The 16,475-nt window shown below is 33.7% G+C and carries 15 protein-coding genes; 14 read left to right on the forward strand and 1 reads right to left on the reverse strand.

Features of this window, described 5'->3' with window-relative positions; translation table 11 throughout:
- Window positions 1-539: 539 nt before the first annotated feature.
- The gene (locus ACN0TV_RS02135) at window positions 540-1,379 is read right to left on the reverse strand and encodes a tyrosine-type recombinase/integrase (RefSeq protein ID WP_417359647.1); all 840 of its coding nucleotides are present in this window, start codon (window positions 1,377-1,379) and stop codon (window positions 540-542) included.
- A 450-nt stretch (window positions 1,380-1,829) separates the two neighbouring features.
- Here ACN0TV_RS02135 and ACN0TV_RS02140 point away from each other — a divergent pair, with 450 nt between their 5' ends.
- The 14 genes from ACN0TV_RS02140 (at window position 1,830) to ACN0TV_RS02205 (ending at window position 16,474) form a co-directional block, all read left to right on the forward strand.
- Window positions 1,830-2,204, forward strand: a complete 375-nt coding sequence (locus ACN0TV_RS02140; protein ID WP_085766193.1) for an ArsR/SmtB family transcription factor — start codon at window positions 1,830-1,832, stop codon at window positions 2,202-2,204.
- On the forward strand, window positions 2,201-2,800 hold the full coding sequence (gene merTP / locus ACN0TV_RS02145; protein ID WP_085766192.1) for a mercuric transport protein MerTP: 600 nt from the start codon (window positions 2,201-2,203) through the stop codon (window positions 2,798-2,800). The genes ACN0TV_RS02140 and merTP overlap by 4 nt, the downstream gene beginning before the upstream one ends.
- The gene (locus tag ACN0TV_RS02150) at window positions 2,800-3,006 is read left to right on the forward strand and encodes a GDCCVxC domain-containing (seleno)protein (RefSeq protein ID WP_085766191.1); all 207 of its coding nucleotides are present in this window, start codon (window positions 2,800-2,802) and stop codon (window positions 3,004-3,006) included. The genes merTP and ACN0TV_RS02150 overlap by 1 nt, the downstream gene beginning before the upstream one ends.
- A gap of 269 nt (window positions 3,007-3,275) precedes the next feature.
- Window positions 3,276-4,535, forward strand: coding sequence for a DUF6161 domain-containing protein (locus tag ACN0TV_RS02155; protein WP_417359654.1), 1,260 nt, complete (start codon window positions 3,276-3,278; stop codon window positions 4,533-4,535).
- Between the two features lie 168 nt (window positions 4,536-4,703).
- A complete protein-coding gene (locus ACN0TV_RS02160) occupies window positions 4,704-6,386 on the forward strand; it encodes an ATP-dependent nuclease (protein WP_417359656.1) in 1,683 nt (560 codons plus the stop codon).
- 158 nt (window positions 6,387-6,544) lie between these two features.
- Window positions 6,545-7,165: a hypothetical protein gene (locus tag ACN0TV_RS02165; RefSeq protein ID WP_417359658.1), complete on the forward strand. Its 621-nt coding sequence runs from the start codon at window positions 6,545-6,547 to the stop codon at window positions 7,163-7,165.
- 442 nt (window positions 7,166-7,607) lie between these two features.
- Window positions 7,608-9,533: a S41 family peptidase gene (locus ACN0TV_RS02170; RefSeq protein ID WP_417359659.1), complete on the forward strand. Its 1,926-nt coding sequence runs from the start codon at window positions 7,608-7,610 to the stop codon at window positions 9,531-9,533.
- Window positions 9,534-9,719: 186 nt separating this feature from the next.
- Window positions 9,720-11,666, forward strand: coding sequence for a WD40/YVTN/BNR-like repeat-containing protein (locus tag ACN0TV_RS02175; protein ID WP_417359661.1), 1,947 nt, complete (start codon window positions 9,720-9,722; stop codon window positions 11,664-11,666).
- Window positions 11,667-11,768: 102 nt separating this feature from the next.
- A protein-coding gene (locus ACN0TV_RS02180) for an IS3 family transposase (protein WP_417359663.1) occupies window positions 11,769-12,931 on the forward strand; the annotation gives its coding sequence in 2 pieces (ribosomal slippage) (window positions 11,769-12,006 and window positions 12,006-12,931; 1,164 coding nt in all).
- A 34-nt stretch (window positions 12,932-12,965) separates the two neighbouring features.
- Window positions 12,966-13,565, forward strand: coding sequence for a helix-turn-helix domain-containing protein (locus ACN0TV_RS02185; RefSeq protein WP_417359664.1), 600 nt, complete (start codon window positions 12,966-12,968; stop codon window positions 13,563-13,565).
- A 69-nt stretch (window positions 13,566-13,634) separates the two neighbouring features.
- The gene (locus tag ACN0TV_RS02190) at window positions 13,635-14,492 is read left to right on the forward strand and encodes an ester cyclase (RefSeq protein WP_417359666.1); all 858 of its coding nucleotides are present in this window, start codon (window positions 13,635-13,637) and stop codon (window positions 14,490-14,492) included.
- Between the two features lie 285 nt (window positions 14,493-14,777).
- Entirely contained in the window at window positions 14,778-15,296 is a 519-nt protein-coding gene (locus ACN0TV_RS02195) for a DUF2975 domain-containing protein (protein ID WP_417359668.1), read from the forward strand.
- A 2-nt stretch (window positions 15,297-15,298) separates the two neighbouring features.
- Window positions 15,299-15,505, forward strand: a complete 207-nt coding sequence (locus ACN0TV_RS02200; RefSeq protein ID WP_417359670.1) for a helix-turn-helix domain-containing protein — start codon at window positions 15,299-15,301, stop codon at window positions 15,503-15,505.
- Window positions 15,506-15,598: 93 nt separating this feature from the next.
- Window positions 15,599-16,474 (forward strand): ABC transporter ATP-binding protein, encoded by an 876-nt coding sequence (locus ACN0TV_RS02205; RefSeq protein ID WP_417359672.1) that lies wholly within the window; start codon window positions 15,599-15,601, stop codon window positions 16,472-16,474.
- Window position 16,475: the final 1 nt, after the last annotated feature.

Consider the following 16,475-nt stretch of genomic DNA (forward strand, 5'->3'; position numbering starts at 1 on the left):
GAATTTAAAAAACTACTTAAAAAAGACAATGAAGTATAAGATTTATAGACCTGATTTTGTGAAATAAGCTGGTCTTTTACCGGTCATATATTTAATGGATTAGAGTTTTGCTCACATCGGTTTTGGGATTAATTAGATTAAATAGCAATCCGGAATGTAAACTCGTCAAATTTAAAATTTACGTATTACTCCTAATAAACCTTTCGGGGGTAGCCTCGAGTGATGAACCGTATAGAGTTCAAATGACACTCCAATTTTGTCCGGATGATAGAGGCACTAAACCAACGGACACAAACAAATAAGGTTTAAACCTATATAAAGCGGGTAATCATGGCCTTAAAATACCAGAAACCATAATAACCTCTTCAAAAATAAGATTTTCTAGAATTTAAAGAAAAACGTGGCGGGCTTTTAACCAAACCAATATATCAATCGGGTCTTATTTATGAAGATGAGAAGGTCAGAACATTAGGCCCCTCTTCCTTGATAAAGGTGACGTCATAACTCCGAAATAGCCAGCGGAATAGATTTCTAAGAATTTATAAAAAATCCAAAGGGCTAGGAGTTCTCTTACTGTCAATATCCGTAATATGGGTATAGATTTGAGTTGTCTTTATTGACACATGACCTAAGAGCTTTTGTACGATACGGATATCGACGCCCGATTGAATCAAATGTGTGGCATAAGAATGCCGTAGTGTATGGACTGATCCGGAAGTATTGATTTTTCCTTTTGCTAAAGATTTTTTGAGTACCAGTTGAACACTACGTTCGCTATATCGACCGCCATTTGCTCCCTCAAAAAGATACGTAGAGGGTTTATACTGCCTGTAATACTCTCGCAAAATTTCAAGTAATCTATCGGGTAGCGATACTACTCTATCTTTGTTACCCTTGCTCTTATTGATCTGAAGTAGCTTGTCTGCTGACCGAATATCAGTAATCTTTAAATTCAGTAATTCGCTTAATCTTAATCCACAGCTATAGGTTGTCATGAGCATTGCCTTATGTTTGGGATTATCTGTAGCGTCGAATATACGCTTGATTTCATCCTTGGTGAAGAACTTCGGTAAGCTGGAAAAGTTACGCTTAGGGTAGAGATAATCCAATTCTACTTTTTCGTCAAGGGTTAATTCGTAAAGCTTCTTTATCGCTCCTACCAATGAGCGTTGATAGGAAACACTGATCTTATTGTCCGTAACCATACGATTGATAAATCCTTCAATTTCTGACAATGGTATATCCTTCAATCTGGTATAATCTGACATCGCTTTTAGGAAAACCTGAGCATATTGCTTGTATGCCTTAATGGTATTCGGCGAATAGCGTTGTAAAGCCATACGCTCAGTCATCATCAATATCATTGTTTCGCTATCCATACCTTAATAACGAAGAAACTTAGTTGTTTATTTCGCTATCCAGGAAATAAATAATAGTTATCGTTCTGATTTACAAAAATATTGCTAATTTTATAACTGCACATTACGCAATTCGGATATAGAGACGGTTTAGCGAAATTCCGTTTCGCTAATTGTATTGTTAAGCGGAAATCCCTTCGGGCTTCCCGCTTAACGTAGCCGGCGCTTGACGGAGTCCAGCCCTACGGGACTGTCCTCTAACACGCACTTGGCGCAATGCGCCCGAACGTGCGCCAAGCGCCGGCTACGTTACCCACAAGCTGAAAACCAACCGCACATTTTAGCACTTTCGTTTTTTTCCGACACACAAATCCAACGCTATAATAACCAAAAGAGCTAAAATTTTCCCAATGCTTGAAATTTATGTATTTAAGTATTTGCTTAAATAAGAAATATACGTAACTTTGTTATATGGAAAATAATTCTTGCATAAGACAACAAGCCGATATTGAACAAATAAACCGTTGCAAAGACACAGTTTCGGAATTAAACGAATCGTTCGACTATTTGGCAAACGGACTTTCATTGGTCGGAAATAGCGTTCGACTGAAAATACTCTACCTACTCTTTGAGGAAAAAAGACTTTGTGTTTGTGATTTGAGCGACATTCTCGGAATGAACATTTCAGCTATTTCTCAACATTTAAGGAAAATGAAAGACCGAAATCTATTAGAAACAGAAAGAGATGCTCAAACGATTTTTTACTCACTTACGACTGAATATGAAAAATTACTAAATCCGTTTTTTGAGATACTTGATAAAAACAAAATTTTAGAAACGATATGAAAAGTGAAAACAAATTAATTGGTGCAGGTTTGTTAACTGCAATTACAGCTTCCTTGTGTTGTATTACACCAGTTTTGGCTCTAATCGCAGGAACAAGCGGAATTGCTTCTGCATTTTCTTGGATTGAACCTTTTAGACCTTATTTAATCGGACTGACAATTTTAGTTCTTGGTTTTGCTTGGTATCAAAAACTAAAACCTCAAAAAGAAATTGACTGCGAATGTGAGACGGACGAAAAACCAAAATTTATTCAATCAAAAAAGTTTTTAGGAATCGTAACTGTATTTGCAATTGTAATGTTGGCTTTTCCATACTATTCAGGAATATTTTACCCAAATACAGACAAACAAATAATCGTAGTTGACAAATCGGACATTAAAACGACTGAATTTAAAATAAGCGGAATGACTTGTGCGAGTTGCGAAGAACACGTAAATCACGAAGTAAATAAGCTCAACGGAATTGTGAACTCGAAAGCGTCTTACGAAAATGGAAATGCAATCGTTGAATTTGACAAAACCAAAACCAACGAAACAGAAATCGAGAATGCAATAAACTCAACAGGTTATAAAGTAACCGATAAAAAAGAAAACTAATGGAAGTCAAATTAAAATCAGAAATCACTTGTCCTAATTGCGGACATAAAAAAGTAGAAGATATGCCAACAAACGCTTGTCAATTTTTCTACGAATGCGAGAACTGTAAAACGGTTTTGAAACCAAAAGAAGGAGATTGCTGTGTTTATTGCTCATACGGAACAGTTGCTTGTCCACCAATTCAAGAAAATAAAAGTTGTTGTTAAAAAGCCAACGCTAAAAGCCATACACATTTGCAATTCGCACCAACCAACACTCAAGCCCAAAAATTGCAAAAGAGTATGTCTTTGCCAACGCTGAAAACCAAGCTGAACGGAATAAAGCCAGTGGGTAACAACGTATATAAAAAATAGCGGTTTAAGTGCTTAATCTAAAGTGATTTTTATAAATTTAACGTCAGTACCAAACCGAAAAGTTAGTGTGTAAAATCTGCTACTTTTCATATACAAGACCGTTACCTGCAAGCTGAAAAATTATGACGCAAACTGAATTTAGAAAAAAATTATCTCAAACCGTAAATACCGATTGGTTCAACTCTGTTGAATTTAATTTGAGGTATACACATCTAAATTTGAGTTATGAATTTAAGGGATTCGGACATTTACACAAGTTTGTAAATCAACAAATCAATGGTTGGGATAAATTGACTGAAAATTTACCCAACGAACTTCTTGCATCAAAAAAACATTTTGAATCTATAGAAAACCAATTGATTAGCTTTATCGATTCGTACGGCTCACAAGAAAATGAATCTAATTTAGAAAGCTACTTTAGAAACCCTAAAAATCAAATCCAAAATAACACAGGCACAAATTTCACTTATAATTGCCCTGAAACCGAATTTTTGATTGAAGTCTATAAAAACCATTCTGAATCTTTCATAGGAGCGTATACTTATTTGACTGGTAATTTAAACCAAAATATAAACGTTAAAGACAATTTCAACGGATACTTATTGGCGTATGAATTTACATTAAAAGATTCAACGGCAATTACAGAGAGAAGAAACAAAGAAAAATCATCACTTTCCAAACTTCGAGCAAATTTTGAAAATAGCCTGCCAAAATTAGAAAGTGAATTAGTCGAGCATCTAAAAAACAGCACAGAAAAATATGAAGAATACTCCAAAGCTATAGATGAATTTAAAGAAGATAAAGAAAAAACGTATTCAGACTGGTTTATAAATACCAAGGGAGAGTTTGAGAGTTTCAGCACAAAATCAGACAAGCGTTTAGAGGAACTTGAAAACACTTATAAAGAGAAATTAAAGCTCGAAGAACCGGCAAAATATTGGTCAGAAAGAGCTAAAAAACTAAAAAAACAAGGTTGGATTGCATTAACAGTTTTAGTAATTCTTGTTTTGATTGTAGTATTTTCATTAGGTAAACTCCTTTGGACAACACCAGAACAAATTTATGAGTCATTTTTTGATGGAGATAAAAGTTCTGCAATAAGGTGGTCTATAATTTACGTTACTTTTATATCATTTATGGCTTTCGCAATTAGAGCAGTTACTAAAGTTATGTTTAGCTCATTTCATTTGGCTCGCGACTGTGAAGAGAGACATACACTGACTTATTTTTATTTATCACTATTAAAGGAATCTACAGTAGATAAAGAAGATAAACAGCTTATTATGCAAGCATTATTTAGTCGTGCTGAAACAGGACTTTTAAAAGATGATTCCGCACCAACAATGCCTAATGATATTGTTGGAAAATTTATGAGTAAATAAAAAAGCCAGCAGGTAACAATGTATATAAAAAATAGGCGAAATAGTGCAGAATTCAAGGGTTTTGGCTCGTATCAAAGTTTGTGTTTAACCGAAAGTTTAACGCTTCGAAATCGCCTACTTTTCATATACTAACCGTTACCTGCAAGCTGAAAACAATCGTAAAACCCAATGATAGATAAGATAAAATTAAAATCTAGTTCATCTCAAGGACAACCGAACCTTGAAATTGAATTAACACCAATAACTGTATTTGTAGGGCCCAATAACTCTGGTAAAAGTAGAGTTCTAATTGAAATTGAAAAATTTTCCAGAAAGACTGTTGGTCAAGCTAACGATTTAATTCTTCAAAATATTTCATTTACTCCACTCACTAAGGATGAAATAGAATCAGAACTTGAAAAAATTAAGCAGAAACCAAATTTAAATGAGGCAATAAGTGAAGATGAAATAATTATAGGTAAAGTAAGCTCACAAGATAATAGTGCAAAAAGAATTAAAGTTAAAAGTGCAGAAATTATTCGCATTGCACAAAATCCAGTACAAAATTATTGGTATTCTTCATTTTTGGATTTATATACTTTACGTTTAGATGGCACTAATCGTTTGAATTTATTAACTGAACAATCTGCTGGAGACTTACAAGCCACTCCTACTAATCATTTATCCCATCTCTTCATTGATAATAATTTAAGAAAAGAATTGAGGAGGATTGTTTACGAGGCGTTTGGGAAATATTATGTAATCGACCCAACAAATATTGGGAAATTAAGAGTAAGATTATCTGACAGAGAACCCTTAAATGAGAGAGAAGAAAAAAGCTGGGAAAATGAAGCTATTGAATTTCACAAAAAAGCATTGTTAATTGATGAAGCCAGTGACGGAGTAAAGGCATTTACAGGAATTTTAACTACTCTTCTCGCCGGAGACCCTAAAATAACACTAATAGATGAACCAGAAGCTTTCTTACATCCTGCTTTATCCAACAAACTTGGTAAAGAAATTGGAAAGTCCTTAAGAAACTCTAATAAAAGACTTTTAGTTGCTACTCATAGTTCATCATTTTTAATGGGTTGCATACAATCAAGTGCCCCACTTAACATAATAAGATTAACATATAAAAATGGTTTTCCAACTTCTAGAATTCTACCAAAAGATAAAATACTACACCTAATGAGACATCCTTTATTACGTTCAACTGGCGTATTAAATGGATTATTTTATGAGTCGGTAATAGTTACTGAAGCCGATTCGGACAGAGCATTTTATCAAGAAATAAACGAGAGGCTTTTATCACAAAGCGACCCAAGAGGAATTAGCAACTGTTTATTCATCAATGCACAAAATAAACAAACAGTTTGGCAAATAGTAAAACCTTTAAGAGAACTTGGTATACCTGCAGTCGGTATAATTGATATTGATGTTTTGAAAGAAGGAGGTCAAGTTTTTGCGAAATTATTAGAAGGTTCTTTTATTCCTCAATTAAATCATCAACCATTTCAAAATCAGCGTAGGAGTTTATATGAAACTTTAAATGCTACAGGACAAAATTGGAAAACACAAGGAGGAATTGATTTGTTAAACGGAGAAGACAGGGAAGCTTGTTCTAATTTCTTAAATCAATTGGTTGAATATGGAGTTTTTGTAATTCAAAAAGGAGAACTTGAAAGTTGGTTAAAATCACTCAATGCAAGTGGACACGGTTCAAATTGGCTTATCGATATTTTTTCAAAAATGGGAGATAACCCAGAATCAGTAAATTATATTAAACCTGAACCTGGAGATGTTTGGGATTATATTGGTAATGTGAAGAATTGGATAGAAAACACCAACAGAAAAGGAATTCCACAATAAAAAAGCCAGCAGGTAACAAAGTATATAAAAAATAGGCGAAACAGTAATAAATTCAAGGATTTTGGCTTCTCTCAAACCCTGTGCTTAACCGAAAGTTTGGTGCATCAAAACCGCCTACTTTTCATATACTAAACGTTATGCACAATACTAGAACGACAATGAAACAGACCATTTTAATATTAACTTTTGTTTTGACGACATTTTTATGTTTCGGACAAAAACAACATTTGGAACCTGTAAAGGACTTTAAACAATACGAAGGAGTTTTAAAAGAATATTACGAAAATGTTTTCCCATTGTTGTACAAAGGATATTCTGAAAAACCAATTGCGAGATATACTTCAATGCCTTCTTTTTCATACGAATACTCTTTTTCCATTGAGATAATAGAAGATAAAAACTATGTTGTGAGTAATAGACTTTCCGAAAGTTATTGGTATGCAAAAAATAAAAAGAAAGTTAAACTAACTTCAAGCAAGGCTGAATTATCCGCTGACTTATATTTCAAAATAATTGAGTTGTTCAGATTATTAGAAGAACAGACGAAGAAACCTGAGAATGATTTAATGGGTGTTGACGGAGTAATATACTATTTTGCGACAACTGACCAAAATGGGCACGTAAAAATTGGCGAAACTTGGTCACCTAATGAAAAGGCTTTTTTGGGAAATTTAATAAAAGTCTGTGATAATATTTATTCATTAGGCAAAGGAAAAGACATATATCAAACGGACGTATTGAAAGAGATTGACAAGTTATTAACCGACTTAAAACAATGAAGTACTGTGCATAACAGCACCTACACTCAAGTGGGGGTTCAGTGCTTCTATGAAAGTGAAGTGCTAAATCAAAATTCTGTACTTTTAATGAAGTTCATTGCTAAAAATCCCCACATGCGTGTAGCTGCGACATGTTCTCTGCAAGTTAAAAAACGAATCGATGAAAAAAATACTAATAGTTTTACTGATAATTTTTTCAATTAGTTGTCAAGCCCAAGAACCTGAAAAATATAATCTCAGTTTTGAAAACCAGAGTGAGAACACATCACTTTCTGACGGATGGTTCAAATGGGGTAATTATGAATTAACAATAGATTCTATTGCTCACTCAGGGAAAAAATCAGGGAAAATTACATCTGACCAAACAGGAAGTTCCTTTGGAAGTATTGCCTATAAAATTCCAGCGAACTATTCAGGTAAGACTATACAGCTTGATGGTTATATGAAAATCAAAAATGTTGAAAATGGATTTGCAGGTTTGTTATTACGAGTTGATGGTAATGGAAGTTCATTAGCTTTTGACAATATGCAAAACCAAAACATAACAGGTACCAGAGATTGGCAGAAATACACTATCTCTCTTGAATACCCAGAAGAAGCAGAAAATATATTTATTGCAGGAATACTTTCAGGGAAAGGAGATGCTTGGTTTGACGATTTTGTTTTATCAATTGACGGTAAAAATGTTCAAACGCTAAAAGAAGTAGAAAAAGAATTATCAAAGGCACAGCTTGATAAGGAATTTGATGATGGGTCATTAATTGAACTATCTAATCTAAAAGAAAAGGATATCCGAAATCTTGAGTTATTAGGTAGAGTTTGGGGCTTTCTTAAGTATCATCACCCTGAAATTGCACAAGGCAATTATAATTGGGACTATGAACTATTTAGAGTTTTGCCAAATTATTTTGAGACAAAAAACGACAACGAGAGAGATAACTTTATCATCAATTGGATTAACTTATTAGGCGAAATCAAGAAATGTAAAAAATGTAAACCTACAGCTGAAAATGCTTTTCTTAAACCAGATTTAACTTGGATAGAAAAACAAAATGAAGATTTGAAAAACAAATTATTATACGTTTACAACAACCGTTCACAAGGCAAACACTATTACATTGGAATGACTGCTAATGTTGGTAACCCTGAATTTAAAAATGAAAACCCTTATTCAAATATGCCATATCCAGATGATGGTTTTAGGTTGCTATCCCTTTACAGGTATTGGAATATGATAAACTACTTTTTCCCTTATAAACACTTAATGGACGAAGATTGGAACAAAAAACTAAGTGAATATATTCCTCTATTTATCAATGCAAAAGACGAATTAGAATATGAATTAGCTGCTATCCAAATTATTGGAGATATTCAAGATACACACGCTAATCTTTGGGGCGGTGCTGATAAAATTGATGAATGGAAGGGTGTGAATTATGCACCTGTACACGTTCGTTTTATTGAAAATCAATTGGTTGTAACAGATTATTACAATCAAGAACTAAAAAACGAAGTTGGACTAAAGATTGGCGATATAATTACCGAGATAAATGGTATGCCCATTCAAGAAATTGTCAAGGAAAAATTAAGATATTACCCTGCTTCAAACCTACCAACAAGACTAAGAGATATTTCGGCTGACCTTTTACGTTCAAATTCGGATAGAATTGATATTGTGTTTGTTACGGGAAATTCCAACCATCAAAAAAACACACTTAAACTATACCCGAAAGATAGCCTTGGAATTTATCGTTGGTACAGGAAAAGTGATAACAAATCTTTTAAAATGTTAGACAACAACATAGGTTATGTAACGCTTCAAACAATCAAAGAAGAAGATATTCCAAAAATAAAAAGTGAGTTTAAAGACACAAAAGGCATCATTATTGACATTCGTAATTATCCCTCTACTTTTGTTCCCTTTAGCTTAGGTTCATATTTTGTTTCTTCATCGACACCTTTTGTGAAGTTTACCAATGGAAATGTTGACAATCCAGGAGAATTTACATTTACAAGCAATATAGAAATTCCAAGTCAAGGCAAGACTTATAATGGAAAATTAGTTGTTTTGGTCAATGAACTATCCCAAAGTCAAGCAGAATACACTTCAATGGCATTTAGAGCTGGTGATAATACCACAATCATTGGAAGTACCACTGCAGGAGCGGACGGAAACGTATCAGCTATTAGGCTTCCCGGTGGACTCAGAACAATGATTTCAGGAATTGGAGTCAACTACCCAAATGGGGAAGGAACTCAACGCGTTGGGATTGTTCCTGATATAGAAGTGCAACCGACAATTGAGGGAATAAAACAAGGAAAAGATGAATTGCTTGAAAAAGCGATTGAAATCATTGTGAAGGAATAAAACCTGCAGAGAACATTGTATAAGCGTAATGCGGGCTAAAGTGCTAAATTTAAACGAATCGAATATTAATAAACATAAGCTTAAACAGAAAGTGAAGTGCTTTTAATCCCGCACTTCGCTTATACTTGAACGTTACCCACAATTATGAAGAAGATACTGTACATATTGACAATCATACTTATTCCATTGACAGTTTTTGGACAAGAAGAATATTTATCAAGATTATCAATTGTAGGCGGTGTATCAGAACTTGGAATTTCACCATCCGAAGAAATTTGGGTAGCAACAAAAGCGGGAAATGTTTACTACACCAAACAAATCGGTGAACTATGGTATATGGGCCCCTATGGTTCGTTAGACCCATACAATTTTAGTACAGGAAAAACCTTTGAAAGAATAAACTTTTTCTCAGAAGATACCCTTATGATTTCAGGGTTTATTCAAGAAGGTGGAAAGCAAGACTTTGTTTTTTGGTCAGGGAATCACGGAAAGACTTGGGAAAAAGTAATATTTGGAAAAAGTAGTTGGATTGATGCTGCATACATAAACAATAACGGTAAAGCGTGGATGAGCGGTAATTCGCAGCTCATTTATTACACAGAAGATAATGGAAAAACTTGGAAATCCTTTGATAAGGCAGGAAATGAAAACGCACTAAGATTTTCAACTATTCATTTTGCAAAAGATGAACAAACAGGGTTGTTTGGCTCTTTTTGGAACGTACTCTACAAAACGACTGATAACTGTCAAAGTTGGGAAAAACTACCCACACCTTTAAGTCAAGCAAAGTATGAAAGGCTTTCGAAAGAAGAACGACCTGACATTAGGAAAATAAGAATATTTGGAAACTACCATATCATCAATCAGCAAGGTAGAGTGTTTTTAACTAAGTCTGATTCTATAAATTGGACTTATTTGCCTGAAATAATTGATTTTGAAGTTTCTGAAAACAATAAGCTTTACACAATTAATCAAGATTTGAGTATAAGCCATTATGATAGTGCTTTTTCTAAAACTTGGCAGTCAGAGAAATCGCTTGAAAACATCCCCAGAGCAATTGGAGTTAGAAACAACAAACTTTTCGTTCTAACATTTGAAAGCATTTACAAGATTAATCCTGATGAATTTATAGTTTCTCACTTATTTACGGATGAAATCCCCATTCAAGAACCCTACTTGAAATTAAGTTTTGAAGGTGAAGAATATGGATTTGGGAATAAAGATATTTTTCGCTTTGACAAAAAGAAAAAGCAGTGGTGCCGATTTGTGTCTGTGGATTTCTCTATCGCCAATGCTTCTTTATTTGACAACAAAATTGTATTGGCAGACCGAAGTTTGAATAAACAATACACCTTTGACCCAAAAGAAAAGTCAATTAATGAATATAATTTGCCTGAAAGTATCTTTTCAAATCTCGTAGTTAAGGAATTACATTTTGAAAATGGCAGTCAAGGTTGTTTCCATTCCAGTAATTCATTAAGGTCATACATTAGAAAAGGGGACAAATTTGTAGTTAATAAAAAATCAAGTTCTTCAAAATATCTTTCCCGTGCTATAAGTGAAATAAACGCTGACAAAATAGAACAGATTATTGAGCTAATTGACAAATCAAGGTTAGTAAAAGTTTCATTGAACGTTTTAAACATCACAGAAGGTGACATCAAAAATTTTAAAAAGTTCATTGACAAAGAAGAACAACGCATAAAGAAATCAGGCATAGATCGTTTTGACTTTGAGAATTTATACTCATTTCCAGGAGAAAACACCGACTTCAATTTTTACAGGTCAGTTGCAGACTCACTATTCACTCTTAACGAAGAAGAAATCAATAATGCCTTTTGGCAAGCTTATGGAAATTGGAGCACTACGACAGATTGGAGAAGAATTATTTTTGTATTTCAAAATGGGAAAAAATTAATAATAGAGAACTCTGACGACAAGCCAAATTATCTATATACACCTTGGGTAGTTGACTTTGAAGGTTTGAAATTCCGAACAAACTCTATTCTCTTTGGACAACAAATTGATGAAATAACAAATGGACAGTTTTTTAATGAAATTGCACGAGATAAAAATTATGCAATCTTCAAAATTGCTGACTATATGTACAGAAAGAAACTAAATGAAAAATAACTGTGGGTAACAGCAGCTACACGCAAGTGGGGGTTCAGCACTTCTGGATTGTCTAGTTTAGCTGGGACGAATTTTTACGGTCATAAATTATATATTTGAATTATGGCAAAAAGATACAACAATGAATTAAAGGTTACAATAGTAGAACTATTGCAATCTGGAATGAAGGCAAAACAAATAAGTGAGGATTATGGTGTTGCACCCAGCCTTATAAGCCGCTGGAAAAGGGAATACGAGGCTAAATCTGGAGATTTCTCCAAGAAAAGAGAACTTACAGTTGAAGAGCAAGAACTTAAAGCGTTACGTAAGGAATTGCGTGATGTAAAAATGGAGCGTGATATCTTAAAAAAGGCCGTAAGCATCTTTTCCAAGAGCGATCATTAAAATATCAATTCATTTTCTCAAATGAATCAGATTTTGTGGTTGAGAAGATGTGCAAATGTATGCAGGTCAGCAAAAACGCATATTATAATTGGCGTAAAAACAAGAATTCAGTAAGGACTAAAAACTCTGTAATATTACTAAAAGAACGGATTAGAGCTATTTTTGAAGATAGTAAAGAGATTTATGGAAGCTGTAGAATACAGAAAATGTTAGAACGAGAAAATCTAAATTATTGCCGTTCATATATCGCAATATTGATGAAAGAAATGGGATTAAGAAGTGTTTTAAAAAGAAAGTTTGTAAACACAACCGATTCCAGGCATAACTTTCCATTGGCTAAAAACGAACTAGATAGAGAATTTTCAAGTTCAACAATAGGAGAGAAATGGGTATCCGACATCACTTACATTAGAGTAAATGATAACTGGAATTACCTAACAACTATTATAGATTTAGCAGACAGAAAGGTTGTAGGATGGGCGTTAAGCGAAGATATGACTGTGCAAAATACGGTATTAAAAGCTTGGATTCATGCTAGAAGAAATAGAACTATTTCAAATAATTTCATATTTCATTCCGATAGAGGTGTTCAGTATGCAGCCAATACAATGACTAATATCTTTTCTTTCAATAGCAATATAACACAATCCATGAGTAGAAAAGGTAACTGTTGGGATAATGCAGTAGCGGAAAGCTTCTTTAAAACCATTAAACACGAATGGCTATATCGTTTTAAGTTTACTTCATACTTGCAGTTATTTGGCGAAGTAAGCCAATATATAACTTGGTATAATACCAAAAGAATTCATTCAAGCTTGGACTATTTAACACCATTGGAAATGGAGCTGAAACTAAAAGGGATTATCAACAATGCGGCCTGAAAAATTTAGTCCCATTTTTATTAGATAGTCCATTTTGCCCGTTACCACCTTTTCGGGTCTACGAAAATCCGTTAGACTAATCAACTATACTCCACAAACTTCAGCTTTAATTGTATTGTTCAAGGAAACAGGAGTGTCTGCTTTTTTCAAGCAACCGCTTCACGAACTGTTTGAAAAAAGCGTTCCCCTAGATAACTTTTTTGCCTATTCAGAAATCTCAATCATAGAAGAGCGATTAGATGAACTCAATAATAACAAGAAAAGAATAGCTGTGATTGAGCAGTTCTTATGCTCGAAGCTTTCTCACAATACGACTGACAAACTTGTGTCAGAAGCTATAGCAAGTATTTATTTAGATAACGGATTGACCCAGATTAGGGAATTAGCCAACAGCTTATTTATTAGCCAGGACGCTTTCGAGAAACGGTTTAGGAAAGTAACCGGAGCCTCCCCAAAACAGTTTTCATCAATAGTCAGAATGAAAAGTATTATCAACCAAAACGCTTCATCATCAACTTTTCTTGATATCGCACTTGAAAATGGATATTACGACCAATCGCATTTCAATAAAGATTTTAAGATTTTTACTGGGCAAACTCCAACAGATTTTTTCAAATCGGCTTCCTATTGGTAAAATCAATGATTTTTTACAATGAATGTATTTCGATACTTGCCAACTTTGCAATAACAAAATATGGTAATTATGAAATCAGCAATTAAAATGGGTCTATTCCTTTCCGCTTTGATAATCAGTCAGGATGGATTTACTCAAGTCAAATCATCAAATCATTCAGTAAAAAACACTACAATGGAAGTAGCTATAAGTACAAATAAGGGGGTTATTCATAGCCTTTACGAAAGCATAATGAATAACAGGAAGTTTGATTTGCTTAGCAGTATTGTTTCAGAAGACTATACAAATGCACAAGGAGAAAAAGGCATTGAGGCATTTAAACATGGAATAATGGCCGTTATAAATGCTTTCCCTGATGCAAAATGGATATTGACGGAAATCATCGCCGAAGGAAATAAAGTTTTCGTAAGACAACAAGTACAGGGGACTCATAAAGGTGTATTTCAAAATATTTCGCCTACGAACAGAGCAATCTCAAATGATGGGATGGTCATCTATAAATTCGAAAATGGAAAGATAATCAGTTACCAAATCCAAACTGACAGGCTTGGCTTTCTTCAACAGTTAGGCATTTTACCTTCTGACCCCATTTCTCTTATACAGGGAAATGAATCCAATGTATTCTTTGTCGATAAATTTATAGTGCCGAAAAATGCGATAGTGGAATTTACGGAAAGAATGCAATACAATAGAAACTTTATCAAATCTATCCCCGGATTCATTAAAGATGAAGTAATTGCCTATGAGGACGCCAATGGAGATATAACGCTTATGACTATTGCCGTTTGGCAAAATCAAGGTTTTTTCAATAAAGCAAAACAATTAGTCGAAGCTGAGTATAAAAAAATAAATTTCAATCCGGCAGAATTTACTGAACGACTGAACATAAAAATGGATAGAGAAGTATATAAAGCGTATCAAAAATAAAGAAAGGCAACCGCTAACATTGTATAAGCGTAATGCGGGCAGAACAGTTAAGTTTGAGCATTTTTGCTCTTATGATACTTTACGATGGACTGACAATGAATTGCTCCGAAACCCCGCACTACGCTTATACCATAACATACTTAAAGACTACCAAAATATTTTCCTGAAAGGAATTTATAAAAATATTTCATTCTTCCCTTAACTAAATCAATTCTTTATGATAATTAATTATTGTAAAACAATAATTAATTATATATTTGCGGTAATAATTTAAAATTTTGTTCAATGAAGAATGTCAAAATCATTTCTACAATTTTATTCTATATCACAAGAATAGTAGCCATGGTATATATTTTGATTACAATCTATGCGCTCTTTTCATTAGTATTCGAATGGAGTTACATTACTATTGATAACGGAAAATATTTTGCCGTATGTTATCCATTTACCGAGACTCGATTTCTACTTGGGGAGAACAATTGGGATTATAAAGTTTTCGAATTTTTAGTTCCTCTTGGTTGTTATGGTATTTTCTTTTTTTTGGTAAGTAATGTATTCAATGTATTTAAACAACCCAAACTGTTTACAAAATATGGAGTAAATCAGTTGAAATGGTTTTGTTTGGCTAATATTTTTGTGCCTTTATTGATCATTATATTAACCTTAATTTTCACAGGTAACATAGAGGATGGATTGGAATGGATTGCTTTAATTCACTTTTTTCTGGGTGTCTTTGCTTATTTCTTTTATGCCATTTTTAAACAAGGCTTTAATCTACAGAATGAACAAGATTTATACATCTAGTTATGGCGATAGTAGTAAACATAGACGTTATGCTTGCGAAACGAAAGATGCAAAGCAAAGAATTGGCAGAAATTCTGAACATTACACCAGCGAACTTATCTATACTAAAAACGGGAAAGGCCAAAGGATTCAGGTTTGATACTTTAGAAGCTATCTGTAAGGCATTAGATTGTCAACCAGGCGATGTTATGGAGTATGTAGAAGAATAAATAAATTAATCAATTATTTACTTAAATATCAGCTACTTAATTGTAGTTGACAGACACTCGTCTGTCCAAATTTCAACATAAATCAATCAAAAAATGAACAGTTTAAAAATCAAAAATATCACAAAAACTTATGCCAATAACGTAAAGGCATTGCGCAACATCTCACTTGAAATCGAAAATGGAATGTTTGGTTTATTGGGGCCAAATGGCGCCGGAAAATCAACCTTAATGAAAACCATCGTTGGTTTGCAACAGCCCGATAATGGTTCAATTTTTTTCAACGATGAGAACATTGTAGAAAATCAGACTTTCATCAAGAAACAATTGGGTTATCTACCTCAAGATTTCGGAGTTTATCACAATATATCGGCGTATGACCTGCTCAATCACTTGGCGATTTTAAAAGGATTAAATGATAAACCTACTCGAAAAGAACAAATATTGGCATTACTCGAAAAAACTAATTTGCTCGAACAAAAAAACAAAGCCGTTAGTAGTTATAGTGGCGGAATGCGTCAGCGCTTTGGTGTGGCACAAGCACTTTTGGGCAATCCAAAGATTATTATTGTAGATGAACCAACCGCTGGTTTAGACCCTGTAGAACGAAATCGTTTTAATAATTTGTTAAGCGAAATTGGTCAAAACATCATCGTAATCCTATCAACACATTTGGTAGAGGATGTTAGAAATCTGTGTACACAAATGACCATTATCAATAATGGAGAATTGCTATTAACTGGTAACCCTGAACAGTTTGTTGCTCAAATTAATGGCAAGGTCTGGAAGAAACATATTGATAAAAATAAACTTTTGGAATATGAAAATGAGTATAACATTATTTCTACCCAATTGCAAGGGGGCAAATTGAGCATTAAAGTATTTGCCAACGAAAATCCGATGAATGGATTTACACAGGCGGAGGCTGATTTAGAAGATGTTTATTTCACAACATTACAAAAACTACAGTAAG

The organism is Galbibacter sp. (assembly GCF_048266365.1).
Classification (GTDB): domain Bacteria; phylum Bacteroidota; class Bacteroidia; order Flavobacteriales; family Flavobacteriaceae; genus Galbibacter.